Annotated in this window: 22 protein-coding genes and 1 other RNA gene; 2 read left to right on the forward strand and 21 right to left on the reverse strand. The window is 52.8% G+C overall.

What is annotated here, in order from left to right; translation table 11 throughout:
• Window positions 1–149 precede the first annotated feature (149 nt).
• The gene (locus tag NSU01_RS27005; RefSeq protein ID WP_042139416.1) at window positions 150–647 is read right to left on the reverse strand and encodes a YpuI family protein; all 498 of its coding nucleotides are present in this window, start codon (window positions 645–647) and stop codon (window positions 150–152) included.
• Between the two features lie 281 nt (window positions 648–928).
• On the opposite strand from NSU01_RS27005, the gene NSU01_RS27010 reads away from it, so the two are divergent.
• A complete protein-coding gene (locus NSU01_RS27010) occupies window positions 929–2,806 on the forward strand; it encodes a S8 family peptidase (protein ID WP_076244072.1) in 1,878 nt (625 codons plus the stop codon).
• Window positions 2,807–2,843: 37 nt separating this feature from the next.
• Here the strand turns inward: NSU01_RS27010 and NSU01_RS27015 are convergent, their stop codons facing one another.
• Window positions 2,844–4,286: a PLP-dependent aminotransferase family protein gene (locus tag NSU01_RS27015; RefSeq protein WP_076244075.1), complete on the reverse strand. Its 1,443-nt coding sequence runs from the start codon at window positions 4,284–4,286 to the stop codon at window positions 2,844–2,846.
• Window positions 4,287–4,381: 95 nt separating this feature from the next.
• Here NSU01_RS27015 and NSU01_RS27020 point away from each other — a divergent pair, with 95 nt between their 5' ends.
• A complete protein-coding gene (locus NSU01_RS27020) occupies window positions 4,382–5,596 on the forward strand; it encodes a PLP-dependent aminotransferase family protein (protein ID WP_076244078.1) in 1,215 nt (404 codons plus the stop codon).
• A 114-nt stretch (window positions 5,597–5,710) separates the two neighbouring features.
• On the opposite strand, the gene rnpB is transcribed toward NSU01_RS27020, so the two are convergent.
• From rnpB to yqfC, 19 genes are all read right to left on the reverse strand, one after another.
• Window positions 5,711–6,127, reverse strand: an RNA gene (rnpB, locus tag NSU01_RS27025) — RNase P RNA component class A.
• 72 nt (window positions 6,128–6,199) lie between these two features.
• Window positions 6,200–7,315, reverse strand: coding sequence for a Nif3-like dinuclear metal center hexameric protein (locus tag NSU01_RS27030; RefSeq protein WP_042139420.1), 1,116 nt, complete (start codon window positions 7,313–7,315; stop codon window positions 6,200–6,202).
• Entirely contained in the window at window positions 7,291–8,079 is a 789-nt protein-coding gene (locus NSU01_RS27035) for a class I SAM-dependent methyltransferase (RefSeq protein ID WP_076244081.1), read from the reverse strand. Before NSU01_RS27035 ends, NSU01_RS27030 begins: the two co-directional genes overlap by 25 nt.
• Window positions 8,076–8,900 carry a hypothetical protein gene (locus NSU01_RS27040; RefSeq protein WP_076244084.1) on the reverse strand — a complete coding sequence of 275 codons (825 nt, stop codon included), beginning with the start codon at window positions 8,898–8,900 and terminating at the stop codon, window positions 8,076–8,078. Before NSU01_RS27040 ends, NSU01_RS27035 begins: the two co-directional genes overlap by 4 nt.
• Window positions 8,901–9,060: 160 nt before the next feature.
• Complete coding sequence (gene rpoD / locus NSU01_RS27045; RefSeq protein WP_039304147.1) at window positions 9,061–10,194, reverse strand: RNA polymerase sigma factor RpoD; 1,134 nt, start codon at window positions 10,192–10,194, stop codon at window positions 9,061–9,063.
• A 40-nt stretch (window positions 10,195–10,234) separates the two neighbouring features.
• Window positions 10,235–12,055 carry a DNA primase gene (gene dnaG / locus NSU01_RS27050; RefSeq protein WP_039304434.1) on the reverse strand — a complete coding sequence of 607 codons (1,821 nt, stop codon included), beginning with the start codon at window positions 12,053–12,055 and terminating at the stop codon, window positions 10,235–10,237.
• A gap of 39 nt (window positions 12,056–12,094) precedes the next feature.
• The gene (locus NSU01_RS27055; protein ID WP_042139425.1) at window positions 12,095–12,568 is read right to left on the reverse strand and encodes a DUF188 domain-containing protein; all 474 of its coding nucleotides are present in this window, start codon (window positions 12,566–12,568) and stop codon (window positions 12,095–12,097) included.
• 179 nt (window positions 12,569–12,747) lie between these two features.
• Window positions 12,748–14,829, reverse strand: coding sequence for a glycine--tRNA ligase subunit beta (gene glyS / locus NSU01_RS27060; protein ID WP_076244086.1), 2,082 nt, complete (start codon window positions 14,827–14,829; stop codon window positions 12,748–12,750).
• The gene (gene glyQ, locus NSU01_RS27065) at window positions 14,822–15,709 is read right to left on the reverse strand and encodes a glycine--tRNA ligase subunit alpha (RefSeq protein WP_039304138.1); all 888 of its coding nucleotides are present in this window, start codon (window positions 15,707–15,709) and stop codon (window positions 14,822–14,824) included. The genes glyS and glyQ overlap by 8 nt, the downstream gene beginning before the upstream one ends.
• 461 nt (window positions 15,710–16,170) lie before the next feature.
• The gene (gene recO / locus NSU01_RS27070) at window positions 16,171–16,926 is read right to left on the reverse strand and encodes a DNA repair protein RecO (protein ID WP_076244088.1); all 756 of its coding nucleotides are present in this window, start codon (window positions 16,924–16,926) and stop codon (window positions 16,171–16,173) included.
• A 36-nt stretch (window positions 16,927–16,962) separates the two neighbouring features.
• Window positions 16,963–17,106: a YqzL family protein gene (locus NSU01_RS27075; protein ID WP_076244089.1), complete on the reverse strand. Its 144-nt coding sequence runs from the start codon at window positions 17,104–17,106 to the stop codon at window positions 16,963–16,965.
• Between the two features lie 107 nt (window positions 17,107–17,213).
• Complete coding sequence (gene era, locus NSU01_RS27080; protein ID WP_039304132.1) at window positions 17,214–18,107, reverse strand: GTPase Era; 894 nt, start codon at window positions 18,105–18,107, stop codon at window positions 17,214–17,216.
• Window positions 18,108–19,002: 895 nt separating this feature from the next.
• Window positions 19,003–19,422, reverse strand: a complete 420-nt coding sequence (locus NSU01_RS27085) for a cytidine deaminase (RefSeq protein ID WP_039304130.1) — start codon at window positions 19,420–19,422, stop codon at window positions 19,003–19,005.
• 331 nt (window positions 19,423–19,753) lie between these two features.
• Complete coding sequence (locus NSU01_RS27090; protein ID WP_042139429.1) at window positions 19,754–20,149, reverse strand: diacylglycerol kinase family protein; 396 nt, start codon at window positions 20,147–20,149, stop codon at window positions 19,754–19,756.
• Entirely contained in the window at window positions 20,149–20,652 is a 504-nt protein-coding gene (gene ybeY / locus NSU01_RS27095) for an rRNA maturation RNase YbeY (protein ID WP_076245014.1), read from the reverse strand. Before ybeY ends, NSU01_RS27090 begins: the two co-directional genes overlap by 1 nt.
• Window positions 20,624–22,903 (reverse strand): HDIG domain-containing metalloprotein, encoded by a 2,280-nt coding sequence (locus tag NSU01_RS27100; protein ID WP_076245016.1) that lies wholly within the window; start codon window positions 22,901–22,903, stop codon window positions 20,624–20,626. Before NSU01_RS27100 ends, ybeY begins: the two co-directional genes overlap by 29 nt.
• Before the next feature lie 17 nt (window positions 22,904–22,920).
• Window positions 22,921–23,892: a PhoH family protein gene (locus NSU01_RS27105; RefSeq protein WP_039304117.1), complete on the reverse strand. Its 972-nt coding sequence runs from the start codon at window positions 23,890–23,892 to the stop codon at window positions 22,921–22,923.
• 15 nt (window positions 23,893–23,907) lie between these two features.
• The gene (gene yqfD / locus NSU01_RS27110) at window positions 23,908–25,089 is read right to left on the reverse strand and encodes a sporulation protein YqfD (RefSeq protein WP_076245018.1); all 1,182 of its coding nucleotides are present in this window, start codon (window positions 25,087–25,089) and stop codon (window positions 23,908–23,910) included.
• Entirely contained in the window at window positions 25,086–25,379 is a 294-nt protein-coding gene (gene yqfC, locus NSU01_RS27115) for a sporulation protein YqfC (RefSeq protein ID WP_039304110.1), read from the reverse strand. The genes yqfD and yqfC overlap by 4 nt, the downstream gene beginning before the upstream one ends.
• Window positions 25,380–25,628 lie beyond the last annotated feature (249 nt).

The raw sequence follows: 25,628 nt of genomic DNA on the forward strand, positions 1-25,628 counted from the left end.
CTCCGCTTTACTGCTATGCGGCTGAATGGTTTCCAGCTGATGAAAGGGAGCCGTTCATATGTACACCCAAATGTGCACGCAAAAAAGACCGGGCTGTCATGTTGCTCATGACAAACCCGGTCCTTTGCCTGAAACCGGCAGCTCCGGTATTACACCTGATTCTGCATCCGTTTCTCCGTTAAATAATCGTTCTCATAATAAGCCAGATCATCACGCAGCTCTTCATAGACCTTGGTAATCTCCATAATAATATCGCGCGCCGGACGAACCGGCTTCTTGCGGAAACGGATCGCATCCTGACCTGTGTAGGCATAGCGTCCATCTTCGGAGTAGCTTTCATTCTTAGGATAGAAGAAGTTGTTCACTCCAAAATGATATACATTATATAGCGCTTTTTGCGCGAAGGCTTCATCAAAAGTGGCGCGGCGCAGAGCAACCCCAAGCTTCTCATAAGACATCTCCGAGAACACCAGCAGATGGCGGAGATCGGACAAGAACCCTTGATAGAAATGCAGTGTTTCTTCATCCTCTTCGGCAACCAGTTGCGGAAGCGCATGCTCGTTCAGGAACAGTTCCATTTTTCCGATTACGGATTTAAGTTTTTCTCTCGTCGATTCACACAATTTCTGCACATTAGCTGCTGACATGGCGATTGCTCCCCCTTATTAGTCCTTGCTTTGTAGTCGTTACGACATAATCATTTCGAGTAGTTCTATCTTGATAGTATCACAAAACTTCACCGGTCTCCACCCACCGCAGGCGAGGAGAGTCATCCCGGTCCGGCAGACCGGATACAAGCCCCGGAAAGCGCTTATTTTCTGATATTAACATAAAACCCTGTACGGCGGTATCCTTTTCTCCGATGCATAAAACCGGCCCTCTCTTCTAAACCTAACGGGTATTACAATGCCAGGAAGGAGCGGAAACCATGTCACGAAAAAATTTAACCGTCGCCGGTCTGGTCACTGCTGCGCTGACGGTGGTGCTGCTTACTTTTGCCCTGCGGCCGGAAGACAGCGCCATAAACGGTACCCTCAGACAAGCCTCTGTGCCGAATCCCTCTCAGGAGAAAACCATCAAGAAAACAGCCCTGGTACAGGATGTGAGTGCTACTGACCGCCTGAACCGCGTGGATGTAAGCAAACATCTTAGAACTATGCTCTCGGATACCCACGGCGCTTCGCCTGAGGATATCTCAGCATATGCCAGGAACTTACAGCAGGGACACGGTCATATCACCATGCTGATGCTGATTGATTTCCGCACGCAGAAGACAACTACCTATAAATCCTCTCTTCCGGAAGGAACGGACCAGGAGAACAAGCAGCTGCTCAAATACCTGAACACAGCCAAGTCGGCCATCAAGGGGCATCAAGCCTATGAGTCCCCGTCTTTTGTAATCGGCAGCAAGAAATATTATTTCGTGGCACAGCGTGACCAGGAGTGCCAGCTCGGTGTCATTGCCCTGATCAATCAGAAGATCCTTGACCGGGTAGCCCAGCACCAGCTAAAGAATCTCCGTCTGATCCCTTATCCTAAGGAAGGCAAGTACCGCGTAGAATCCGTTCATGCCGATACGCTGAAGGACCTCACTGTCAAGACAGGCCATGACAACGAGAATGCCAGCCACTACTACGAGAACGAGATCGTCGTCCGGTTCCGGAGCGGGCATCCTACAGCAGGCCAGCTCCAGACCATTGCCGCAGATATTCAGTGCAAGGAGCCGCGTAAGCTGGGGTATGCCTATATTTTCCGCTCAGAGAAGATGAACTATTCCCAGCTCAAAACCTACTTCGCTTATAAATGGCACCCGCAATATTCCGAGCCTCACTATATGTATTTAACCAATGATACAGTGAGCGAAAATACAGGAGCCAATGTTATAACGCCTAATGATCTGCTCTTCTCCACCTATCAGTGGAATCTGCCGGCCATTGAAACAGAGCTGGGCTGGAATCTGTCCAAAGGCAGCAAGGAAGTCGTTGTAGCCGTGGTGGATACCGGAGTTCAGGCGGACCATCCCGATCTGCAGGGCCAGCTGCTGGCCGGATATAATGCGATAACTAACGGTGGAGCGCCGGATGATGATGTCGGGCATGGCACGCATGTCTCAGGCATTATCGGAGCATTGACCAATAATGAGGAAGGTGTGGCCGGCATCAGCTGGTATAACAAGATCCTTCCGGTAAAAGCGCTCGACAACTCCGGGGCTGGCACCACTTATTCCGTTGCCGAAGGCATTATCTGGGCTGCCGACCATGGCGCCAAAGTGATTAATCTCAGCCTGGGCAATTATGCCGACTCCCAGTTCCTGCATGATGCCATCAAATATGCCTATGACCGCGACGTTGTCATTGTCTCCGCTTCCGGCAATGACAATACCGAACGGCCGGGCTACCCTGCCGCCTATGAGGAGGTAATTGCCGTGGCCGCAACCAATTCCACCGGAGGAAGAGCGTCTTTCTCCAATTACGGGGATTATATCGATGTGGCTGCACCCGGGGAGAGTATCGCCAGCACCTATCCTGATAATCAGTATGCGGCATTATCCGGAACCTCGATGGCCAGCCCTCATGTGGCAGCGCTCGCCGGGCTGGTACGCTCGCTGAACCCCGAACTGACCAATAAGGAAGTAACCGAGCTGCTGACCTCAAATGCGGTGGATCTGGGTGATGCCGGACATGATAAATACTATGGCTGGGGTCAGGTAGATATCTACAAGACACTGCAGGCTGCCGGCGGAGGTCAGGTTCCCCTGCAGTTATTCCCCCAGCATGTCGGTAAACAGCTGAAATCCATGCAATGAGTTAGACGCTTGTCCGCTTGGCTTGACGCGGGAAGGCTTATTGGCGGATTGAATGCAGATGCCGGTCCAGCAGGTGCAGGAACTGTCTGAGCCCGCGCTCCATGTCTTCTTGCGTAAGCTGCGAATAACAGAGCCGGATATGGCGGGAAGGCGTATCTCCGGCATAGCAGACATCTCCAGGCAGGAAGGATATCCCTTCCTGATCAGCCAGCGCGTGCAGCTTGTCAATCCCGGGGGATTCGGGCAGCTGCAGCCATAGGTTCAGGCCGCCCTCAGGCAGCGTCCAGCTGACTCCGGCCGGGGCATACTGCTTCAGAAGCATCGCCGCCGCTTCCTTGCGAAGGCGCAGGGCGGTCCGCAGCTTCGCCGCGTAAGCCTCATACCTGCGGTCGATGAACGGCAATACCGCGCGCTGGGTCAGCAGCGGACTGCCCAGGTCACTCGACGACTTGGCCGCAATCAGCCTGGACAGGATATTGCCTTCAGCGGCAACGCAGGCGATCCGGCAGCCGGGGGCGAGCACTTTGCTGAAGCTCTTCATGTAGACTACATGCCCGGCGCCATCCATCGATTTGATCGACGGCGGGGGCGGCTGATGGAAATACAAATCACTGAACGGATCATCCTCCACAATGAGACAGCGGTAACTGCGGGCAAGCTCCAGCAGCCGCTGTCTTCTTGTTATGCTCATCGTAGCGCCGCTGGGATTCTGAAAGGTAGGGTTCGTATAGATGAGCTTCGGCGGTCTGCGGTCACACATTGCAGTAAGCCTGTCCACCCGCATCCCTTGCTCATCCATCGGAACGAAGATCATCTCTGCCCCCCGTCCGGCAAAAACATCAATGGCCCCCGTATAGCTGGGTGCCTCCAGATAGACGGTGTCCCCGGGACCGACAAAGGTCCGGGCCACCAGATCGATTCCCTGCTGCGAACCGCTGGTAATCATTAAGTCATTGGACCCAATCGCTATGCCCCGGCTCTGCAGATGCCTGCGCATCACCTCCCGCAGCTCCTGATCCCCCTGGAAATTCCCGTAGGAGGCCATCAGCTCCGGCTCTTCTTGTACCAGAGCCGCCATAGTGGCGCCAATCGGTTCAAGCGGAAGGAGGCTGCTGTGTATTGCTGCCAGATGGAAGGGATACTTCACTTCCGAATAATTGAAGTTGCGCCACAGCTGTGCCCGCGGCAGGTAGTCGTCATAACTGTCCTGCCATCCGGCTGAAGTATCGGGCAAATTCCGCTGCCGCTCCGCTACATAACAGCCCTTGCCCTGGCTGCAGACAATATGGCCGCGGGTTTCCAGATCAGCATAAGCCTTGCTGACAGTTACCTGGCTTACCTTCAAGGAGGAGGCCAGACCTCTTACGGAAGGCAGCTTACTCCCCGGCTGGAGCAGTCCGGAAGTGATCCGCTGGGCGATTGTCTCACTGATCTGCTGCGGCAGAGATTTAGTGCCGCTGCGGAGTAAATCAATATGCATCCCGTTTCCCCCTGACTGTTATATTTAGCGCTTTACTGTTATACTGCTATACCGTTATGATACAACAAAATTCAGATTAGCGGGGAGCATGAACCATGAAGATCAATTATGCTGAGATGACGAACCACCTGGGGTCCTCAGCTGTCCGTGACATTCTCAAAATTACGCAGGGCAAAGATATTATCTCGCTGGCTGGCGGCCTGCCTGCTGAGGAGCTGTTCCCTGTAGAGGCTGTCCGCGATGCCTATAGCCGTGTACTCTCCAGTGATGTTTCAGCGCTGCAATACGGCTTAACCGAAGGATACCTTCCGCTGCGTGAAGCGGTCGCTGCAAGATTGGGACAGCAGGGCATTCCGGTGTCCGCACAGGAAATGCTCCTCACCACCGGTTCCCAGCAGGCTATAGATCTGCTCTGCAGAATACTTATTGATCCGGGTGATGCCGTACTGGTGGAAGCCCCGACTTACTTGGCTGCCCTGCAGGTGCTGGGCTCGTACCGTGCAGACATCCGCGTAGTGGACAGTGATGAACATGGCATGCTGCCTGAGCATCTCGAAGAACAGCTCCGTACGCACCGGCCTAAGCTCCTGTATGCCGTCCCTACGTTCAACAATCCCTCAGGTGCGACCTGGAGCAAAGAACGCCGTGAACAAGTTGTAGGGCTATGCAGGAAATACGGTGTGCTGATATTGGAGGACAATCCGTACGGCGAGATTGCCTTCGACGAGACACCGGGAGCATATCCGCCTGCGCTCGCCGCCATTGACAGAAGTATGGACGGGGATTCCTGTGTGGTCTACACTGGTACGTTCTCCAAAATCGTTGCACCCGGACTGCGCACCGGCTGGATCACCGGGCCCCTGGAACTGATTCGTGTCGTTGCCAAAGCCAAGCAGGCTGCCGATCTGCATTCCAGCGCCATTGATCAGCGCGCTCTGCATGAGCTTCTGCAGAGTTTTGACCTTGAGGGCCATATCCGAGTGATCTCCCGTGAATATCAGTCACGGATGAAGCTGCTCTCGGCTGAGCTCTCCTCGCGGAACTGGGAAGGGGCCAGCTTCCTTGAGCCGCGCGGCGGCATGTTCCTGTGGCTGACCCTGCCCGGCCGCATCAATACCGCAGAGCTGCTGCCGCTTGCCGTAGAGCAGGGCGTCGCCTTCGTTCCCGGCGAGGTATTCTACTCCGCCCGGCCGCTGAAGAATGCGATGCGCCTCAACTTCACCCATACGCGGCCGGAGCTGCTGCCGCTTGCGGTGCAGCGGCTGGAGACAGCCATGTCCCGGTATGAGGAGCGTTTGCTTCCTATGTAGCCTTCCCCCGGATGTTACCTGTAACTGTATACAAAAGGCGGCCCCCTGAGGAGGCCGCCGTCTTAATGTCTGTATGTGTATTGAGTTACCGCACAGTGCTTATTCGTTGTCAGTTAGGAAAGTTTGCCGTAAGCCGGGTTCTGTGCTCGTTGTGGTTCAAACGGGAACTACCCTCCCACCATAAGCGACAATCATCTATCTAGGCCATACATTACTGCACAGCTCCAGCGACCAACCTAGACACGCCTCAGGCGAAGGCTGCTTCTTCCGGTTAGGGAAGACGCTGCGTCTCATTAGGTCTTGCTCCAGATGGGGTTTACCAGGAACGAAGTCACCAGCGTTCCTCGGGGTCTCTTACACCTCGGTTCCATCCTTGCCTGTGCTGCCCGAAAGCAGCCATCGGCGGTCCATTTCTGTGGCACTATCCTTCGGCTCGCGCCGACTGGACGTTATCCAGCATCCTGCCTTATGGAGCCCGGACTTTCCTCCCGCGGCGTTCTCACGCACACCGGCGATTGTCTGTCAAACTTTCCGGAACAACATTGTATATTATACAGACTTGGACCAGCGGACACAAGTGTAAATAATTGCAGCCCAGCAAGCTTAGAGGAAATTAAAAGGCTCGGTGTTCAGCTTGGAGGCATGCACCACAGTACTGCACTTATGCTCCGTCAGCTTACCGGCAAGAAATTCCGCTACTTTCTCCTTCATGATCTTCTCCGCGTTATGCCCGGGATCGATCAGTGCGATGCCTGCCAGGTGTGCATCCTGAGCCGTATGGTAATCGATATCACCGGTCACCAGCACATCCGCTCCTTTGAAGATGGCACTGCTGTAATACTTGGCACCGGACCCGCCCATCACAGCTGCCTTGCGGATAGGACGGTTCAGATCGCCGACAACCCGCACATGGCCGACATCCAGACCGCTCTTAACGGTCTCCACGAACTCTCCCAGCGTGGTCGGCTCCTTAAGCTTACCCACTCTTCCGAGGCCGAGGCTGCGGCCCTTGAGGTCCATGGAATAGAGATCATAAGCCACCTCTTCATACGGATGAGCCTTCAGCATCGCCTGCACAACTTTGTTCCGGATCGGATGCGGCACAATGGTCTCAATGCGGATCTCTTCAGCCCGCTCCAGCTTGCCTTGCTTGCCGATATAAGGGTCTGTCCCTTCCTGCGGAATGAAGGTGCCATAGCCCTCAATGTTGAAGCTGCAATGGCTGTAATTGCCGATCCAGCCCGCACCGGCATTCAGAATCGCATCCAGCACCTTCTGATGGTGATCCTTCGGCACAAATACAACGAGCTTGGACAATTGCTCCGTATGAATATCCTTGATCGGTGCACCGTTCTCAATCCCCAGCGCTTCCGCCATCCAGTCGTTCATTCCGCCTTCCGCCACATCCAGATTGGTATGGCTGATATAGACGGCAATGTCGTTTTTGATCAGCTTCTCATACAGCCGGCCCATGGGAGTATCTGTAAGAATGCCTTTGACCGGCCGGAAAATAATCGCGTGATGTGCGATGATCAGATTGCAGCCCTGGGCAATCGCTTCGTCCACGACACTGTCGTTAACATCCAGCGCGACCAGCACGCCTGTGATCTCTTTCTGCAGACTGCCCAGTTGAAGCCCGACATTATCCCATTCCTCCGCCAGATGCTTCGGTGCAAGCTGCTCCATATATCCTATTACAGTCTGTCCTTTGGCAAACATTCCAGCACCTCCGCTATCCGCTTGATCTGTGCACTGATCTTACTGCGCTTCTCTTCTGCCGCCTCCAGCTCCGAACGCGATAATGAGGTCAGGATACCTTCCAGCTTAGAGATTTCCCCCTGCCACTTCGCCATGAACACTTCATTCGGCGCTTGCAGCAGCCAAGGGCCCATCTGCAGCAGCAGACCCTGATCAAGGGCCAACTTGCCGCCGGCGAGCGTTTGTTCCCGGTACAGCTGTTCATTCGTCCGGCCAGCTTCAGTGCCTTCAGGGACCGCTGTCAGGATCTCATAAGTTTTGCCGTCTTCCTCCAAAATATGCTCCGAGATCAGCACCCAGCCGTTACCAAGCAGCCAGCGGCGCAGAATATCCTCGCCCACATTGGGCTGCAGCGCAAGTGTCTTCACCCCTGCCAGCTTCCCCAGTTGCCGGCCGCGTTCAAGAATAGCAGCGATTAGCGATCCGCCCATGCCGGCAATTGTGATGCAGTCTGCTTCCCCCGGCTCCAGCACTTCCAGTCCGTCTCCACGCCGTACAGCAATCTGCTTGCTGAGGCCTGCTTCGGCTACACCTCTGCCTGCTGCTTCATACGGTCCCAGGTTCACTTCCCCGGCAATTGCCGACGGCACACGCCCGCTCATCACTGCAGCAACAGGCAGCAAGGCGTGATCTGAACCAATATCAGCAAGCCTGCTTCCTTCCGGCACCTGCTCCAGCAATCGCTGAAGCCGGTCTGATAATTTTACGTTGTTTACGTTATTCATGAGGCCACCCACGTTATCCATTTTTTTCTGAAGATGAACAGCAGCGCTAAGCCAACAGCGATCTTCAGTATTAATACAAGCGAAGTCCATTCCGGGAATCCCGATCTGAGCCACAGCGCATCGATTTCCGGCATCAGCCAGAGTGAAACGCCGACGCCCAGGTACACACCCGAGACCCCGCTAACCCGGTGATACAAAAGCCAGCTGAGCCAGATCATCAGCACACAGAGCGGAAGCCAGAGCAGTTCCAGCATGAGAATGGAAGCATCCGGCCTCGCCTGGCCGAAGAATCCCGCGTACAGCAGGGCCCAAAAGGCAAAACCGCAAAAATGAAGGAGTCCGATACGCAAAAAGAAGCCAAGTACACACCATAGAAGACCGCAGGCTGCAATCAGCAAAGGTCTCCAAAAGTCCGGATCCAGATCATGCAGAGCAATTAACCATAGCCCGAACCCAAGGGTTAACACGCTGCCGATTCCTGCCAGCACCAGACTGATCATCTTGTTGCGGTCCTGATAAATAGCAGAATAGCCATAACATACAATTAATACACAGAGCGCCGTGGCAAGTTGCAAAGGCCAGGGAAAAACGCTAAAATAAAGACTAATCAAGAAAATCAAGGAAATTATTCCAAAACCAAACAGCCATATTTTGATGCTTCCCTGTTGGAGATTCCGCAGCGACACCGGATTGCTATCCTTAATTTCTGCTTGATCATCATACAGGTTGGTCAGGAAGTCACAATATTGCTCCGGCAGCAGCTTGCTTCTTCTCCAGTACTGAATTTCTCTTAAAATAGTGTCACGTTTCTCCAAATTCAACGGCTCATCCCTCTTTCCAGATCCTGCCTCTGACCTGTTACATAACCCCCACACAGTGGGGCTTTAGCTTCGATGATGACTCAGGTACTTTGCGGGGACCCCCAGAATATACACAAAGGACCTCCTGCCACCGTGCAGCAGAAGGTCCGGCCTTATACGTCTATTCGAGGAAATCCTTCAACCGCTTACTGCGGCTCGGGTGACGCAGCTTGCGCAGTGCTTTGGCTTCAATCTGGCGGATACGCTCGCGGGTAACACCGAACACCTTACCCACTTCTTCGAGGGTTCTCGTCCGTCCGTCATCCAGTCCGAAGCGCAGGCGAAGCACGTTCTCTTCACGCTCGGTGAGCGTGTCCAGCACATCCTCCAGCTGTTCCTTCAGCAGCTCATAAGCCGCTGCATCCGCAGGCGCAAGCGCCTCCTGATCCTCAATGAAATCTCCCAGATGCGAATCATCTTCCTCACCGATTGGTGTTTCCAGTGATACCGGCTCTTGGGCAATCTTCATGATTTCCCGAACCTTCTCAACGGTCAGTTCCATCTCAGCCGCTATCTCTTCCGGCGAAGGCTCACGTCCCAGCTCCTGCAGCAATTGGCGGGAGACCCGGATCAATTTGTTGATGGTTTCCACCATGTGCACAGGAATACGGATCGTACGTGCCTGGTCGGCAATCGCGCGGGTAATCGCCTGACGAATCCACCAGGTAGCATAGGTACTGAATTTGAAGCCTTTATTGTGGTCAAATTTCTCAACGGCCTTGATCAGACCCATGTTGCCTTCCTGAATCAAGTCCAGGAACAGCATGCCGCGTCCGACATAACGTTTGGCGATACTGACTACGAGCCGCAGGTTCGCTTCAGCAAGTCTCCGCTTCGCTTCCTCGTCACCATTCTTGATTCTCATTGCCAGTTCCACTTCATCGTCAGCCGATAACAGCGGAACACGCCCGATTTCCTTCAGATACATCCGGACGGGGTCGTTGATCTTGATGCCCGGAGGCAGCGACAGATCATCGTCGAAGCTGAAATCATCACTGTCTTTGTCCTCATTATCCTCACTTGGCCGGAGGCTGTTGACCTCTTCATCATTCTCATTCACAACTTCGATCCCCAGATCGCTCAGCTGCTCGTAGAATTCCTCCATCTGCTCGGGGTCTTGATCAAACGGCGATAATTTCTCCATAATATCTTTGTAGTTCAATGATGATCTTTTCTTACCATGGTCAATAAGCTGGTCCTTAACCTGATCCAGAGTAAATTCCGCTTCCAGTTCAGTATGCTGATCGTTCGCCATAATTCGACTCCCTCCTCCCTAGGTACATCCTGTCAATGTCTCATTGTCTCTCTAGGGCTAAAATTTCACTTGCTATTTGTGCTGCACGCAAAAAGTCACCGGATTTTTCCGCCTGAATCATCTCTTCACGCTTGGGTTCTATTTTGCGCTGCAGAGGATACTTCTGCACTTCACGAATACAATCGTCCAGAACCTGGGTATTCCAGTCCGGAGGGGTATCCATCATGGAGATCGCCGTAGCAGTCTTCTCCAGACGGTCATCCTGAAGCGATGATAGAAACCGGCTGATGCCGGGTGGTTTGCCTTGCGCATAATAGGCATATAGATAAGCGGCAATTGCCGCATGATCATCAATATTGAACTCTTCCCCGAGGCGTTCGCCCACATAGGCCGCCGCTTCCGGATCTTGAATCATCAGTGATAAAAGGCGCCGTTCCGCAACATGGTAAGCAGGCAGCAGTGTAGGTGTCTGCACTTGCCCTTTTTTATGCCTACCATTATTCCACCTTTTGTCGTTATTATCCCCTTCGGGAATGTTTTTTTGCATGGACGCCCGAAGTAAATTGCAATCCTGCTTCAAGCTGTCATAGGACAGCTCCAGCTCGGAGGCGATTTCCCTCAGATATACCTCACGCTCCGTCGAAGAATGGAGTCCGGCAATAATCTCCAGAGCCTCCTTGACATAGGCAATTTTGCCGTCTTCCTCTAGGAGTATATGGTTTTTTTTCAGATATATAAGCTTAAATTTTATGGATGATACGGCGGAGTCAATCACCTGTTCCCTGAATCTGTCCCCGCCATGCCGGTTGATGAATTCATCGGGGTCCAGGCCGCTCGGGAGCAGCGCAACCTTAACTCTCAGCCCGCTTTCTTCGAGCAGCGGAATGGCCTTAAGTGCGGCAGCTTGTCCCGCCTTATCTCCGTCATAGGAGAGAACAATCTCATCCCCCAGGCTTTTCATCAGCGCCACATGGCCCTCGGTGAGCGATGTACCCATGGTCGCCACCCCGTTATGCACACCTGCATCCCAAGCCGAAATGACATCACCGTATCCCTCGAACAGGACGATTTGCCGCGTTTTGCGGATGGATGCTTTGGCCTGGTGCAAATTGTACAGGATCCGGCTTTTGTTGAATAACCGGCTCTCCGGGGAATTCAGGTATTTCGGCTGCCCCTCACCGAATATTCTTCCGGCAAAGGCGATGGTCTTGCCCATGCGGTTAGCAATCGGAAAAATGACCCGGCCGCGGAAACGGTCCAGATAACCCTTGCCTTCCCCCCGGGCAGACAGCAGTCCGCCCTTCTCCATCTCGGCGAGATCAAAGCTCCGTTTCTCCAGAAACTGCAGCAGTGTATCCCAACGGTCCGGCGCATAGCCAATTTGAAACTGGTCAATCATTCTATCGCTGAAACCCCGGGTTCTTAAATAATCCATGGCGGCTGTGCCGTATTCCGTGTTCTTCAGCAGATAATGATAATACTTCGCCGATAAATCATACGCCTGAATCAGCCGGTCCCGCTCTGGATCGGGTGGAGCAAGCGCTCCCCCTCTGCCCTCGGGCACGGGTATATCACTTTCTTCCGCCATTATTCTGACTGCTTCGGGAAAGGATAATCCTTCGATCTCCATCCTGAACTTGATGGCATTTCCGCCCATACCGCAGCCAAAGCAATGAAATACTCCCCGGTCAGGGGTGACGGTGAAGGAAGGGGATTTCTCCGAATGGAACGGGCAGAGGCCCCATAAATATTTCCCCTGCTTGGACAAATGGACAACCTTACCGACTGTATCGACAATATCATGCCGCGCCAGCACGCTTTCGATAACCTCTTCCGGAATATTACCGTGTCCGCTAGCCACATTAGCCACCTTCATCTCTTAACAAATAAATATAATTCGCTACAGCTGTACATTCTCCTGCAAAAAAGTTAAAAGTTTTGTCAGTTTATGTTGAAAATAAATTTTTTCCTCTGCGGTAATCGCTTTTGGACCCTTGGAATAGTGGCCTCGCCTGCGTTCTACCGCCCGGGCATGCCTGCCCTCCAGCATAAAATCCATTTTGGAATCCTCATACTCCTGCCCCCGGTTCGAGAGCACCCTGCAGCGTTTGCCCAGCGCCAGCGCCGCAAGTCCATAATCCTGCGTAATTACGACATCTCCCGCAGAAATATGATTGGCGATATACAAATCGGCACTGTCAGCTCCCCGGTCCACCTGGACAACCGTGACACCTTCCTCAGCTTTGAGCACATGATCGTAAGAAGAAACCATCAGTACCGGTATGCCAAAGCTGCGGGCCACAGCATTAATCTCCTGTTTGACCGGACAAGCATCCCCATCAACGACGATCTTTCTTTCCTGGGACCTTACCATGATTCTCACCAAATTCCCGTGTAATATATATACGCTCCGCTTGGCAGAAATCCTTCTTTGTAAAGCATAAATACGGAACGAATGTCAACTTACGCATTGGCACCGTTCCGTATATTTATACCCTAAACCCTCAATCTATACCATAAGTCATAAACATTAGCTGAATTTTCAATCCTTGATTACCACACCAGCTTGCCGAAATCGGCAAACAATCTGGAATCCGCGTTAATGCCGGACAAGAGTGCCAGACGGTTAGCGCGAACCGCCTCGTCTTCAGCCATGACCATAACGGAATCGAAGAATCCGGTAACGGCATCCTTCAGCCCCGACAGAATCTGCAGTGCTTCTGCGGCATGCAAGGCAGCCAGAGCTTCGCGGTAAGGAGCATGAATACTCTGCCAAGTCTGATACAGCTTCTGTTCGGCTTCTTCTTTGAGCAGAGAAGGGTCGATTACCGTTCCTTCGGCTGCTTTGGCCGCCAGATTGCTGACGCGGGTCAGGGAATCCACAGTGATTTTGAAATCAGCTACGTCTGATACTGCATTCATAAGCGCAAGACTTCTGCCTACTACGTCAACGATATCATCGAAACCGGCAGCAATAGCTGCATCCACAACATCATAGCGGACATTGTTGTCGGATAATAGGCGTTTGACGCGCAGACCAAAGAACTCGTAAAGGTTTATACGCAGCTCAGGGGTGAAATGTTTCTCTGAACGTAAACTTTCATGAACTTCCAGCGCTGCAGCGAAAATTTCCTGCAAACTGATACTAAGCTGATGCTCCAGCACAATTTGCACAATTCCTGCCGCCTGACGGCGTAGCGCATAAGGGTCCTGGGAACCGGTCGGGATGATTCCGATCGAGAAACAGCCTACAATCGTATCGATTTTATCGGCAAGGCTGACTACCAGACCTGCCTCCGTTGAAGGAACGGCATCCCCTGCGAAACGCGGCTGATAGTGCTCGAAGATCGCTTTGGATACATTGTCAGCTTCACCGGCCTTACGGGCATAATCCTCACCCATTGTACCCTGCAGCTCAGGGAACTCGCCCACCATTTGCGTAACCAGGTCGAATTTGCAGATATCCGCAGTCCGGCTGACTTCAGCTGCGGCACTTGCCGGCAGCGCAAGCTTCACAGCCAGACGGTCAGCGATGGCACGGATGCGGCGCACTTTATCCCCTACACTGCCCAGCTCTTCGTGATAGACGATATTCTCCAGCTTGGCCAGCGCATCGTTAATCTGCAGCTTCTGGTCCTCTTCATAAAAGAACTTGGCATCCTGCAGCCGGGCGCGCAGCACCTTCTCGTTACCCTTGGCAATTACGTCCAGCGATATGGCATTCCCGTTACGGACAGTTACGAAGAACGGAAGAAGCTTGCCGTCTTCGCCGAACACCGGGAAGTAACGCTGATGCTCGCGCATAGAAGTAATCAGCACATCCTGCGGAATGTTCAGGAAAGCAGGGTCGAATGTACCGAACAAGACGGTCGGTGTTTCTACCAGGAACAGCACTTCTTCGAGCAGATCTTCCTTAATCGCAATCTTCCAGCTCTTCTCTTCGGCGAGCTTGTTGATTCCGCTAAGGATCAGCTCTTCGCGTTCCTTCACATCTACGAGCACATGCTGGCTGCGCAGAGCTTCGGCATACAGGGCAGGTTCAGCGATAACTGCTTCTTCTCCGAGGAAACGGTGGCCGCGGCTCACATTGCCGGCTTTGACTCCGGTAATCGTAAGGTCAATAATCTCCTGACCGAAGAGCGCGACCATCCAGCGGATTGGCCGGACAAATTTGAAATCATAAGCGCCCCAGCGCATATTTTTCGGGAAAGTCATGGCATTGACAATACCTGTAAGACCTTCAGAGAGCAGGGAGGCTGTCTCAATCCCGGTGCTGCTCTTGGTGGCATAGATGTATTCTACGCCCGCCAGTTCCTTGAAGGTAAACTGCTCCGGCGCAACGCCCTGGCTGCGGGCAAATCCAAGTGCCGCCTTGCTCCACTCGCCGCTTGCGTCCAGTGCGATTTTGCGGGACGGGCCTTTGACTTCTTCACTCACATCTTCCTGCCGCTCAGCAGCATCCTTCACCAGTACAGCAAGACGGCGCGGTGTTGCAAATGCGGTAACGCCATTGTGGCTGATCCGCGAGGCTTCGAGCCATTTGGCTGTTCTATCCTTCAACTGTTCCATGGCGGCGCGGATGAAGCGGGCCGGAATTTCCTCGAGACCGATCTCGAACAAAATGTCTTTAGACAAGGTCAGCACCTTCTTTCTTCAGCAGCGGGAAGCCGAGCTTCTCGCGTTCCTCCAGATATGTTGCCGCTACGGTGCGGGCAAGATTACGCACTCTTGTGATGAATCCCGTACGTTCGGTTACACTGATCGCTCCGCGCGCATCCAGAAGGTTGAAGGTATGCGAGCATTTCAGCACATAGTCATAGGCGGGGAAAACCAAATGGTTCTCCATCGCTCTGCGCGCTTCCTCTTCGTAGGTGTTGAACAGGGTGAACAGCATTTTGACATCGGAAACTTCAAAAGTATACGTGGAATGCTCCACCTCCGGCTGATGGAACACATCACCGTAAGTCATTCCGTCTACCCATTCCAGGTCGAATACATTTTCCTTATCCTGAATGTAGGAGGCAAGACGCTCCATACCGTAAGTAATCTCCACCGCTACCGGGCTGGCTTCAATTCCCCCTACCTGCTGGAAGTAGGTAAATTGCGTGATTTCCATTCCGTCCAGCCACACTTCCCAGCCGAGGCCTGCACAGCCCAGTGACGGATTCTCCCAGTTGTCTTCGACAAACCGCACGTCATGCAGCAGGGGATCTACGCCCAGTGCCTTCAAGCTATCCAGATACAGCTCCTGAATATTGTCCGGGGACGGCTTGATGATGACCTGGAACTGGTGATGCTGGTACAGGCGGTTCGGGTTCTCCCCGTAACGGCCGTCTGACGGACGGCGTGAAGGCTCGACATAAGCGACCTTCCAGGGCTCCGGACCGAGTGACCGCAAAAAGGTCATGGGATTCATCGTGCCCGCCCCTTTTTCCGTATCATACGGCTGGACGAGAATACAGTTCTGGGCTGCCCAGAACTGCTGCAGTGTCAGAATCATCTGCTGAAAGTTCATACTACCGACTCCTTCGCTTTACAAGTGTGTACTGCCTCTTTACTTATGACTGGCTCTTGCTGCTGCGCGATGGAGGCGGTCACCGGCTTCTTTCTGTATCCCTGCGGCAGGTTATGGAGAGTATATCCTTCATAAGTCCGCCACAAGGCAAAAAAGCTCCCGCCCCCATGCCTGATTAACAGACATAGGGACGAGAGCCTGAATTCTTCTCCCGCGGTTCCACCCTACTTGATTACGCTACGCGAAATCCACTTTTCATTCTGCCGCTTCCGTACTCCCGGGCGCCATGTTCATGAACGTTGTCCTGCCAGGCTTCCACTATCCCCGGCTCGCTGAAGCGACAAATCGATTCATTACTTTCCCGATCGCTGCACTCTCTCCATGTCTGGAGCAATCACGGCATTCCTATAAATTGCTGTAAAAAGAAACTGAACTTATAGTAACGGATAATTCGCATTTCGTCAAATATTGTATTTATCAAGCTGATCGAGGAAACTCTGCGATTTCAGCCGGAGCCCCAGCTGCATATCCATAAATGCCCGCATAATGGCCTTGAGCTCTGCGCGTGTCTCTGGCTTCACATCCACATTGCCAAGTCTGGTCAGATCAAGTAGCGCGAATAGACGCAGCAGCTTCAGTGCACGCGGAGAAATCTCCATCGCGGGAGGATCATTATGCCGGCAGCTGCGGCAGATTACACCGCCAAGACGCGGACTGATTCTAAGCTCCTCATCCGGCTTGTCCATATCGCAGACTACACAGGTATCAAGCTGCGGGCCATAGCCTGCCGCCTGCAGCACTTTCATTTCAAAAACATTTATGATGATGCCGGGCTCTTTGTCTTCTTCAAGTGCATTCAGGCAGGCGCTTAATTGACGGAACCAAAAGCTTCCCGTCTCTTCATCATGCAGTACCCGGTCAAGCAGCTCGCAGGCATAGGATGCATACGCCGCTTTGACAAGATCCTCACGCAGCGGATGATGGGACTTCGTGATCTCCCCGGCATTCAGTGTTCCGAGTCCTCCATTGTTACGGAAAAATACAAATTCTCCTGTTGTGAACAACTGGATCAGGGCAGCATGGCGGCTTTTCACCTTCTTGGCGCCCCGTACCAGAACACCTACTTTACCGGCGTTCTCGGTGCAAAGCGTAATAATTGCGTTCCCTTCGCCGTAGTCCATGCTGCGGATGACGATCCCTTCCACCCTGTATAGCATGCCTCTTCTCCCAACCACTCGGCAAGCAACCAGTCCTTATTGTGCTTCTTCATCAGTGACCATCTCTTCCTCCGCCGGCAGCGGTCCGCTGCTCTCCGGCGAATCCCCAGCTTCTCTGTACAGCAAATAAGCATCGACATCTCCAGTCATTGCAAAATACTTCCACGAAAAGTTCCGCATTCGTATTCATCCTTTCTTCGGAAACACGATGTCTCTTCAGAAGTAGGATGTACGAAGCTCAGGGATCTATCCTTGCAATTCCTGCCAAGTAGAAGCGGAGGGAAGGTTTATTGGTCTTTATGGAAGCCCAAATCCCGCAGTACGCGGTCCTGATTGCGCCAGTCTTTTTTCACTTTTACCCATAGTTCCAGGAAAATCTTCGAACCCAGCAGGTTCTCAATATCCGTCCGCGCACGCCGTCCGACTTCCTTCAGCAGGGCACCCTGCTTGCCGATAATGATCCCCTTCTGGGAATCGCGCTCCACAAAAATAACCGCTGAAATATGCACTACGCCATTCGGTTCAACGCTCATGTCCTCAATCGCCACCGCAATGGAATGCGGCACCTCTTCGCGGGTCAGATGCAGAATCTTCTCGCGGATCAGCTCCGCACAGACGAATTGCTCCGGGTGATCGGTAATCTGGTCATCCGGATAATACTGCGGGCCTTCCGGCAGATACTTCTGCACCTGCTCCAGCAGCGTATTGACATTGCTGCCCATTTTGGCAGAAATCGGCACGATCTCGGCGAACTCATGCAGCTTGTTGTATTCGGTAATCATCGGAAGCAGCGCTTCGGGCTCGATTTTGTCAATCTTGTTCATCACGAGAATGACCGGCGTCTTGATGGAGTTCAGCTGTTCCGCAATATAACGGTCACCGCCGCCCATGCCCTCAGAAGCATCCACCAGGAACAACACAGCCTCCACTTCATGCAGGGTGCTCATCGCTGTCTGGTTCATGTAATCGCCCAGCTTCGACTGTCTTTTATGGATACCCGGTGTGTCCAGGAATACGATCTGCGAATTATTGGCTGTATATACCCCGTGAATTTTGTTTCTGGTGGTCTGCGGCTTGTCCGACATAATGGCGATCTTCTGGCCAATCACCTGGTTCATAAGTGTCGATTTGCCTACGTTCGGTCTGCCGATAATGGCGACAAACCCTGATTTGAATTTCATATAATCCTCCTATTTATCTTACAACTTGGTCAAAAACGTTCATAACATTTTAGATCAATCTGGAAACCTTGATACTAGGTCAAAAGCGTTTCGATCAAAAACGTTTCAAAACCCTTCGATCAAAAACGTTTCAAAACCTTTCGATCAAAAACGTTTCAAAACCTTTCGATCCCCCTAAGTCCCCCTTCGCCAAGGGGGACCCCAAGGGCCCCGGCCCTCTGGACACCCGGAAATGGCGTGGACTCAGCATCCGGCACGGGGAAAGCGGGGTTGGAGCATGAGCGCTTACGTTCCCTGCGGGAACACGCTTTACTGCGGCGCAATAAGTGACTGACACGCTATACTGCGGCGCGGAAAAGACTGGTTACTTGAATAACCCAAAGCTTGGTCAAAAACAATACTTCCAAATCTTTTCGATCCCCCTAAGTCCCCCTTAGCCAAGGGGGACCCCAAGGGCCCCGGCCCTCTGGACATCCGGAAATGGTTTGGACTCAGCATCCGGCACGGGGAAAGCGGGGGTGGAGCATGAGCGCTTACGTTCCCTGCGGGAACACGCTTTACTGCGGCGCAATAAGTGACTGACACGCTATACTGCGGCGCGGAAAAGACTGGTTACTTGAACACCTAAACCATACTTGAACCCTCTAAAACAAACTTAGTTGTATTTTGTACACTTATTCTGTTTAGAATCAGAGACTCTACAGGTTTAAATGTATTTCGTACAACTATTTCCTCAATGAGAGGCTGTTATTGGACAAACTAGCAAATATAGTTGTACTTTTTGCAGTTATATCGAAGTTTAGCGGATTTAGCGGGATTTTAATTGTACAAAATACAATTAAACTATGATCACAGGCATAATTAAACCCAACTAAATACTTCACCTGTCTTGCTGCTACTCCGGAGCCTGACCCTGCTCCAGGTCCGCAGGACCGAACGCGCCGGGCAGCAGGTCGCGCACTGTAGTCTCCACGATGTCGCCCTTCAGGTTGCCGAGAATGACCGGCATATCAGGGCCGCACAGCTCAACCATTACCTGACGGCAGACGCCGCAAGGCGAGACAGGTCCGTCCGTATCCGCGACTACAGCGATAGCCCGGAAGGTACCAGGCTTATGCCCGTCCGCAATCGCACGAAACATAGCGGTCCGTTCCCCGCAGTTGGTCGGTCCGTAGGCAGCATTCTCAATATTACAGCCGTGGTGAACATTCCCGTCCTGGTCCAGCAGTGCAGCGCCGACCCCGAAACGGGAATAAGGTATATATGCATTGGCTCTTGCCTTGATCGCTTCCTGAAGAAGTAGAGCAGAATCCATAGTTGTCCTCCTAAAAGTTTTGTGAGCATATACTTCTCTGATTAGTCATCTTACAAAACTCACTTCGTAAGCATGGACCTAGTTTTGTGAGCATATCCTACTTCGATTAGTCTTCGTACAAAACTCACTTCGTAAGCATAACCTTAGTTTTGTGAGCATCCACCACTTCGGTTATTCTTCGTCTAAAACCCGCTTTATAAGCATGCACCGCATCCATTATTCTTCGTACACTACCGGCCGCTTAAACGTGGCCTGGTATTGTGGTTCTAAGTAAAGATGACGGAGCGCACAAAGCGGATCCGCCTCTCCCTAAGCTGAAGTTGTAAACTGATTATGACATAAGACTTGTGATCCAGTCCATCACGGGATGATAAAAAACATAGATTCCCGTAATAACAGCAAACACCGCCGTAAGCAGTACAGCTCCTGCGGCGGTATCTTTGGCCTTCTTGGCCAAGGGATGAATCTCCGGCGACACCAGGTCAATCGTCGCTTCAATCGCCGTATTCAGCAGCTCGGCGGTCAGCACCAGCGTAATCGCCAGAAGCAGCAGCATCCAGCTTGACAGGGGGAGCCTGAATACTGCGGCGGCAGCCAGTACAATAACAGCGAGGCCGCTGTGCACCTTCATATTCAGCTCCGACCGGAAAGCCGCAGCAATGCCATGAGCCGCAAAGCGAAAAGAATGCCAGAATTTTTTGTGGCCGACCGCCGTGTTCTTGACCATTAGCGTGTCAACCCGACCTGAGCCAGAACATTCTCCTGCTTAGACATCATCTCGGCCTCAGATTCCGGATCCTGATGGTCATATCCCAGCAAATGCAGGAAACCGTGGACGAACAGGAAGCCCAGCTCGCGCTCCAGCGAATGTCCATATTCCAGCGCCTGCTCTTGCGCACGCGTTACGGAGATAATGATATCTCCGAGCACGTTAGGTACTTCCTCCAGCACCTCGCCCTCACCATTGGGCACAGCATATATAATTTCCGGCTCATCTTCTCCGGTCTCATTCATCGCGAAGGACAGCACGTCCGTTGGACGGTCGATTCCCCGGTACTCCAGATTCAGCTCATGGATGCGTTCGTTATTAACGAAGGTAAGATCCACTTCACCCTCATCGATTCCTTCAGCGCTGCCCGCTTTCTGCAGAATGATCTCCAGCAGGGCGATCAGCTCGCCGTTAATCTCATGATCTTCCTGTTCATTGCTCCAAACGACGCTCAGGCTCATTTTTGATGGCCCCTTCCTCTTTTTTGGGCTTGCGCACATCCTCGGGGTACTCAATCCGGGAATGGAAAATGCCCATTACAGTCTCTTTAAGTGTCCGTGCAATAATGTCCAGCTCTTTGATGGTCAGGTCGCATTCATCAAACTGATGGTCATCCAGCCGGCTTTTGATAATCTTCTCGATCATCGTTTCTACCTGCACGACAGTAGGCTTGCGGAGGGAGCGGACCGCGGCCTCCACACTGTCGGCGATACCGACCACTGCAGATTCCTTCGACTGTGCCTTCGGTCCCGGATAACGGAAGTCCTCCTCCGTGAAGTCGGGCTCCACACCCTTCTCCTCCGCAATCTTCAGTGCTTTATGATAAAAATAATGCAGGAATGTCGTGCCGTGATGCTGCTCCGCGATATCGCGGATCGGCTTCGGCAGCTTGTACTCCTTCTGCATCTCCACCCCGTCACGGGCGTGGGCCACAATGATGGATTTGCTCAGCTTGGGCTCAATCGAATCATGCGGGTTCTCCATATTGTTCTGGTTCTCAATGAAATAGAACGGCCGTTTCGTCTTGCCGATATCATGATAATACGAACCCACCCGGCACAGCAGGCCGTCTGCACCGATCGCTTCAGCAGCGGCCTCGGATAAGTTCCCGACCATAACACTGTGATGGTACGTTCCCGGTGTCTCCGTAAGCAGCTTACGCAGCAGAGGATGATTCGGGTTAGACAATTCCACGAGCTTCAGCGCCGACAGGATGCCGAACGTGGCTTCGAAGAATGGCATCAGGCCGATTACCAGCACGGCAGTCAGCAGGCCGCTGGCAAACGCGAACCCGATGGAATACAGCGTCTGCGTCTCATTCCACACACCACCGCCCAGCATGGTCAGTATAGCTACCGTCAGGCAGCCGAACAGGGAGACCATGATTCCGCCCTTCAGGAGTGTAGAGCGCTGTCCTGCCCGATGGGTGGAGAAAATAGCCACATAGCTCACAATAAGTGCAAAGAAGCCGAAAGTGAAATCAAATACGGTGTTCTGCTGCACATTCAGAATAATACTGGCAAGAACGCTGAACAGAATGGAACAGAAATAGGCCAAGGTCATATCCAGCAGCATGGAGATCAGCATCGCGCCTATCGCTACAGGAGCCAGGAAGCCTATATACGTCCGGACATCCGTCTGCAGGAATGCCGCCAGCTTCATCATAATAATTGTAATTATAAACACCAGCACCAGCATGAGCAGCTGGGAGTTATTATACTTGAAACCGGATGTACCGCCGTTGTAGCGGATGAATGTCATCAGGCCAAAAGACAGCAGCACGGAGAGCAGCAGCAGTCCGAATTGCGGCCAATAATTAACTTCTTTGCTCAAGAGGCCGTTCTCGTCCAGCAGGGCATACAGTTCCGGAGTAATCTCCTGGTTCTTGGCGACCAGCACATCCCCCTGCTCGATGAATACATCAGGTGTATTCTGGCGGGCCTGCACCTTCGCTTCCTTGGTCGCATCCTCATCGTAGAACTTGTTGCTTGTAATGACCAGCCGCACCAGCTCCTGCACAACCTCACGGGCGGTCCGCTGGCTCAGCGAACTGACACTGACCTGCTCGGCCACCTTAGCTCGCGCGGTCTGGGCGTCAGTAATCTGGTCATTCATCAGTTTGGTGACAATATCCCGGGCAACAGGCTTCATCTCAATGATATCCTGGGAGGTTAGCCGCGGAATTTTAATATACGTTTCTTCAGGAATCACATAGGCCTGGTCCTTGATGACCGACTGCATTTCAGCGAGCAGATGCTCCGAATACGTTCCGGCTTTACTGCTGGCAGCAACAAAATTAAGAATAAAATCGTTGGCCCGCCGCGGAATTTCCTCACGGTAGATCGTCGTCTTATCGCTTTGTGAAATCGTATCATCCTGATTCAGCCGGTCAATCCGGTCGAGCAGCAGGGTTACTAGATTCTCAGCCCGCATGGGTATAATTGCATACCGGTTAGTTACATTCTCGGCCGCCTCTTCCTGGGCTTTCAGCTTGGCATTGGTGTCCGGGATTTGCTTGGGCGCCGTGATTTCCTTGGCACTGCGTGTACCCTCTTTGATATCGTACTTTTTGGGCAGCAGATCAGAGGACAGGCTGAAGTAGAAAACAAGCCCCAATAACAGGAAAAGAGCATAGCGCGAGACCGCGCTATACTTCCACCCGTTAGTGCTATATACAAATCCGCTTAATTTCGATGGTTGCTTTGAAGCCATGAAGACAATCCCCTTTTTTATTGGAGGTTTTCGGCAGAGCGGTCATAGGCAACGATAATTTTCTGCACCAGGGAATGCCGGACTACGTCCTGTTCTGCAAAATAGACAAAGCCGAGCTCCTCAATACCGGATAATATCGCTTTGGCTTCTATCAGCCCTGACTTCTTGCCGCGCGGCAGATCAATCTGGGTAACATCGCCCGTAATGACCATCTTGGAGCCGAAGCCCAGCCGGGTGAGGAACATTTTCATTTGTTCTGGTGTCGTATTCTGGGCCTCGTCGAGGATAATAAAAGCGTCCTCCAGCGTACGCCCGCGCATATAGGCAAGCGGCGCAATCTCGATCAGCCCGCGCTCCAGCGCCTTGGCCACCTGATCAGGACCCATAACGTCGTATAGGGCGTCGTAGAGCGGCCGCAGATACGGATCTACCTTCTCCTGCAAATCACCGGGAAGGAAGCCCAGGTTCTCGCCTGCCTCCACTGCCGGACGCGTCAGCACGATGCGCTTGACGGACCCTTCCTTGAGCGCCGTTACCGCAAGCACAACGGCAAGATAAGTCTTGCCTGTCCCCGCCGGCCCGATGCCAAAGACGATATCACGCTTTTTGATGGTTGTCACATAATGTTTCTGGCCAATCGTTTTGACGCGGATGGGTTTACCGCGGAAAGTTGTTGTAATTTCACCTTTGAACAGGTCAAGCAGCTGATCGGCACGGAAATCCTTCGCCAGTTCTACGGCGTACTGCACATCGCGTTCACTTAGTATGTAACCGCCCCGCACCAGGGACAGCAGCACGTTGAACAGCTGGCCCAGCATGTCCACTTCACGCTCAGCGCCGCGTATGGTAACTTCAGCTTCGCGCGAGTCGATAACCGCCGGAATTTCTTTCTCGATAATTTTCAGGAATCCGTCCTGCGGGCCGAACAGGGATTGAGCTTCTCCCGCATTTTGCAAAGATATACGAATGCTTGCAGTCTGTTCTGACAAGTAGCCTCATTCTCCTCAATTGTTTACTATCGGAAGTTCTTCCGCGATTCTCTCTTCCACCTCAAACAGCACTTTCATATAAACTTTACCATTCTCTTTCTTCTCATGCAAAATTTTTTGACTTTTGATGACGCTGTCAGCACCGTAACGCGCGAAAATATCACTCTTGGCCCGCGTCAGGCCTTCCTCCCGCGCGGCCTCCGGAGTCAGCATTTCAGCGGTATATTTAATCTCCAGCTCCTTCTCGGTCATCATGCCCAGCGGCAGCTTAAAGGACCGCCAGGACAGCATATCGGGCTCCGTAAGCGTGCGTGACTTCTCAAAGCCGGAATCCCCGTACCCCCACAGCTGCACCGCCCATTTGCCGAGAACGAGATACGTGCGGTCTTTGCGTTCTCCTGTATAGGAACTGCCCGTTCTTTTGAGGGGCACCTCAAGATTATATTCATGCCATACCAGGCCTTTAACATCGCCTTTGGCTACTACAAACTCTGTATTCTCCTCGTCCCCCAGCGCTCCGGAGATGAGGATGTCCCCTTTTTTGACGCGGGAGTTGCGGCTCACCACAGGTCTGCCCTGCTCTGCATAGATTTCAGTGACAACCGCATCCGTCCTGCTGATCAGATGGCGCTGGCTGAGTAGCGGCTTAGTCTCCGGGCGGTCGGCTTCGACAACCTGGATCGTAATGCTCGTCCCCGTCCGGTGAAACCCTGCCCACGTCAGCCCCGGAACAAGGGTGGTCAGCTCCCTGGAGAGCTTGTCCGACTCTTCCATCCGCCAAATCCACTGAAAAGGGTACACCCCCTCCTTGCGTGCGGCTTCGAGAATGTCCTCGGTAGGAATGCGGGTATTCCCTTCAACCTTAATGCTCCACACCATAGAGGACAGCAGCAGCAGCCCCACACCGAAGATCAGCAGTCCTGCGGCAAAAAACTTCCGCTTCCACAAGCGGGCCGCCCGGAATGGAATTCCGTTACGGGCCGTAACATGCATCCGGCAGCCTGTCTTCTTAAGGAGCGGACGGAGTCTGAAAAAATCATCCAGCAGCAGGTTCAGCGAAGCGCCGTCCCCGGCAGGCCTCACATCCCAGATGACGATGCCTGCTCCGGTTACAGCGTTGATAAAGGTCTCCACCTGCGGTCCCGTCACATGCAGTGTAACGAACCCCCGCAGCGATGACAGAGGCGGCTCTTTCATGGATTCTCCCCACTTTCCTTATACCTGATTTCACCGATAATACCTTCAACGGCAAGCTCCTGGCCCAGAATATTGCGGATGACCAGCCCTTCACCGGAAATCTCCAGATATCCCTTGGCCAACGCCAGCCTGAGCTGTTCCGATGAGAAATGCAGCACACCGCGGTGGTTCTCAATATACAATTCCTTATTGCCGATCAGGGTGATCCGGGGCATCTCCTGCAGCACATCCTGCGGAAGATCCAGTACCCCGTTTGTCCATCCCCGCAGCCTGCGGCCAATACGGGTCATATATAGACGCTCCCCCTTCCTGCCTTCTGTACACCTTATGCGGGAGGGCGTTTGTTTATGAGAAGAACTCACATCATTTGTACCGGGAGGCTCCTGCGGCTCCATCAGTCAGGCAGTGGTATATGCAGCGGATTCTGCAGGATAAGTCCACGGGATAACACGGCAAAAAGCCCGGATCTGCTCCTCTTAAGGAGCAAATTCGAGCTTTCAGGCAAAGCAAAGAGGTAACCGCAGTGCAAAGCAGCCGCT

The sequence above is a fragment of the Paenibacillus sp. FSL H8-0259 genome (assembly GCF_037963255.1).
GTDB classification, from domain to species: Bacteria; Bacillota; Bacilli; order Paenibacillales; family Paenibacillaceae; genus Paenibacillus_AQ; species Paenibacillus_AQ phytohabitans.

What these genes read in the sequence shown, in the direction of transcription:
- NSU01_RS27030 (WP_042139420.1), bottom strand. Translation starts at nt 7,315, where the DNA reads ATGTTTGCCAAAGGACAGACTGTAATAGGATATATGGAGCAGCTTGCA.
- NSU01_RS27035 (WP_076244081.1), bottom strand. Translation starts at nt 8,079, where the DNA reads ATGAATAACGTAAACAACGTAAAATTATCAGACCGGCTTCAGCGATTG.
- NSU01_RS27020 (WP_076244078.1), top strand. Translation starts at nt 4,382, where the DNA reads ATGAAGATCAATTATGCTGAGATGACGAACCACCTGGGGTCCTCAGCT.
- rpoD (WP_039304147.1), bottom strand. Translation starts at nt 10,194, where the DNA reads ATGGCGAACGATCAGCATACTGAACTGGAAGCGGAATTTACTCTGGAT.
- NSU01_RS27010 (WP_076244072.1), top strand. Translation starts at nt 929, where the DNA reads ATGTCACGAAAAAATTTAACCGTCGCCGGTCTGGTCACTGCTGCGCTG.
- NSU01_RS27090 (WP_042139429.1), bottom strand. Translation starts at nt 20,149, where the DNA reads ATGGTCAAGAACACGGCGGTCGGCCACAAAAAATTCTGGCATTCTTTT.
- NSU01_RS27005 (WP_042139416.1), bottom strand. Translation starts at nt 647, where the DNA reads ATGTCAGCAGCTAATGTGCAGAAATTGTGTGAATCGACGAGAGAAAAA.
- yqfC (WP_039304110.1), bottom strand. Translation starts at nt 25,379, where the DNA reads ATGACCCGTATTGGCCGCAGGCTGCGGGGATGGACAAACGGGGTACTG.
- NSU01_RS27055 (WP_042139425.1), bottom strand. Translation starts at nt 12,568, where the DNA reads ATGGTAAGGTCCCAGGAAAGAAAGATCGTCGTTGATGGGGATGCTTGT.
- NSU01_RS27075 (WP_076244089.1), bottom strand. Translation starts at nt 17,106, where the DNA reads ATGCGGAACTTTTCGTGGAAGTATTTTGCAATGACTGGAGATGTCGAT.
- yqfD (WP_076245018.1), bottom strand. Translation starts at nt 25,089, where the DNA reads ATGAAAGAGCCGCCTCTGTCATCGCTGCGGGGGTTCGTTACACTGCAT.
- NSU01_RS27100 (WP_076245016.1), bottom strand. Translation starts at nt 22,903, where the DNA reads ATGGCTTCAAAGCAACCATCGAAATTAAGCGGATTTGTATATAGCACT.
- NSU01_RS27015 (WP_076244075.1), bottom strand. Translation starts at nt 4,286, where the DNA reads ATGCATATTGATTTACTCCGCAGCGGCACTAAATCTCTGCCGCAGCAG.
- glyQ (WP_039304138.1), bottom strand. Translation starts at nt 15,709, where the DNA reads ATGAACTTTCAGCAGATGATTCTGACACTGCAGCAGTTCTGGGCAGCC.
- era (WP_039304132.1), bottom strand. Translation starts at nt 18,107, where the DNA reads ATGAAATTCAAATCAGGGTTTGTCGCCATTATCGGCAGACCGAACGTA.
- recO (WP_076244088.1), bottom strand. Translation starts at nt 16,926, where the DNA reads ATGCTATACAGGGTGGAAGGGATCGTCATCCGCAGCATGGACTACGGC.
- ybeY (WP_076245014.1), bottom strand. Translation starts at nt 20,652, where the DNA reads ATGAGCCTGAGCGTCGTTTGGAGCAATGAACAGGAAGATCATGAGATT.
- NSU01_RS27085 (WP_039304130.1), bottom strand. Translation starts at nt 19,422, where the DNA reads ATGGATTCTGCTCTACTTCTTCAGGAAGCGATCAAGGCAAGAGCCAAT.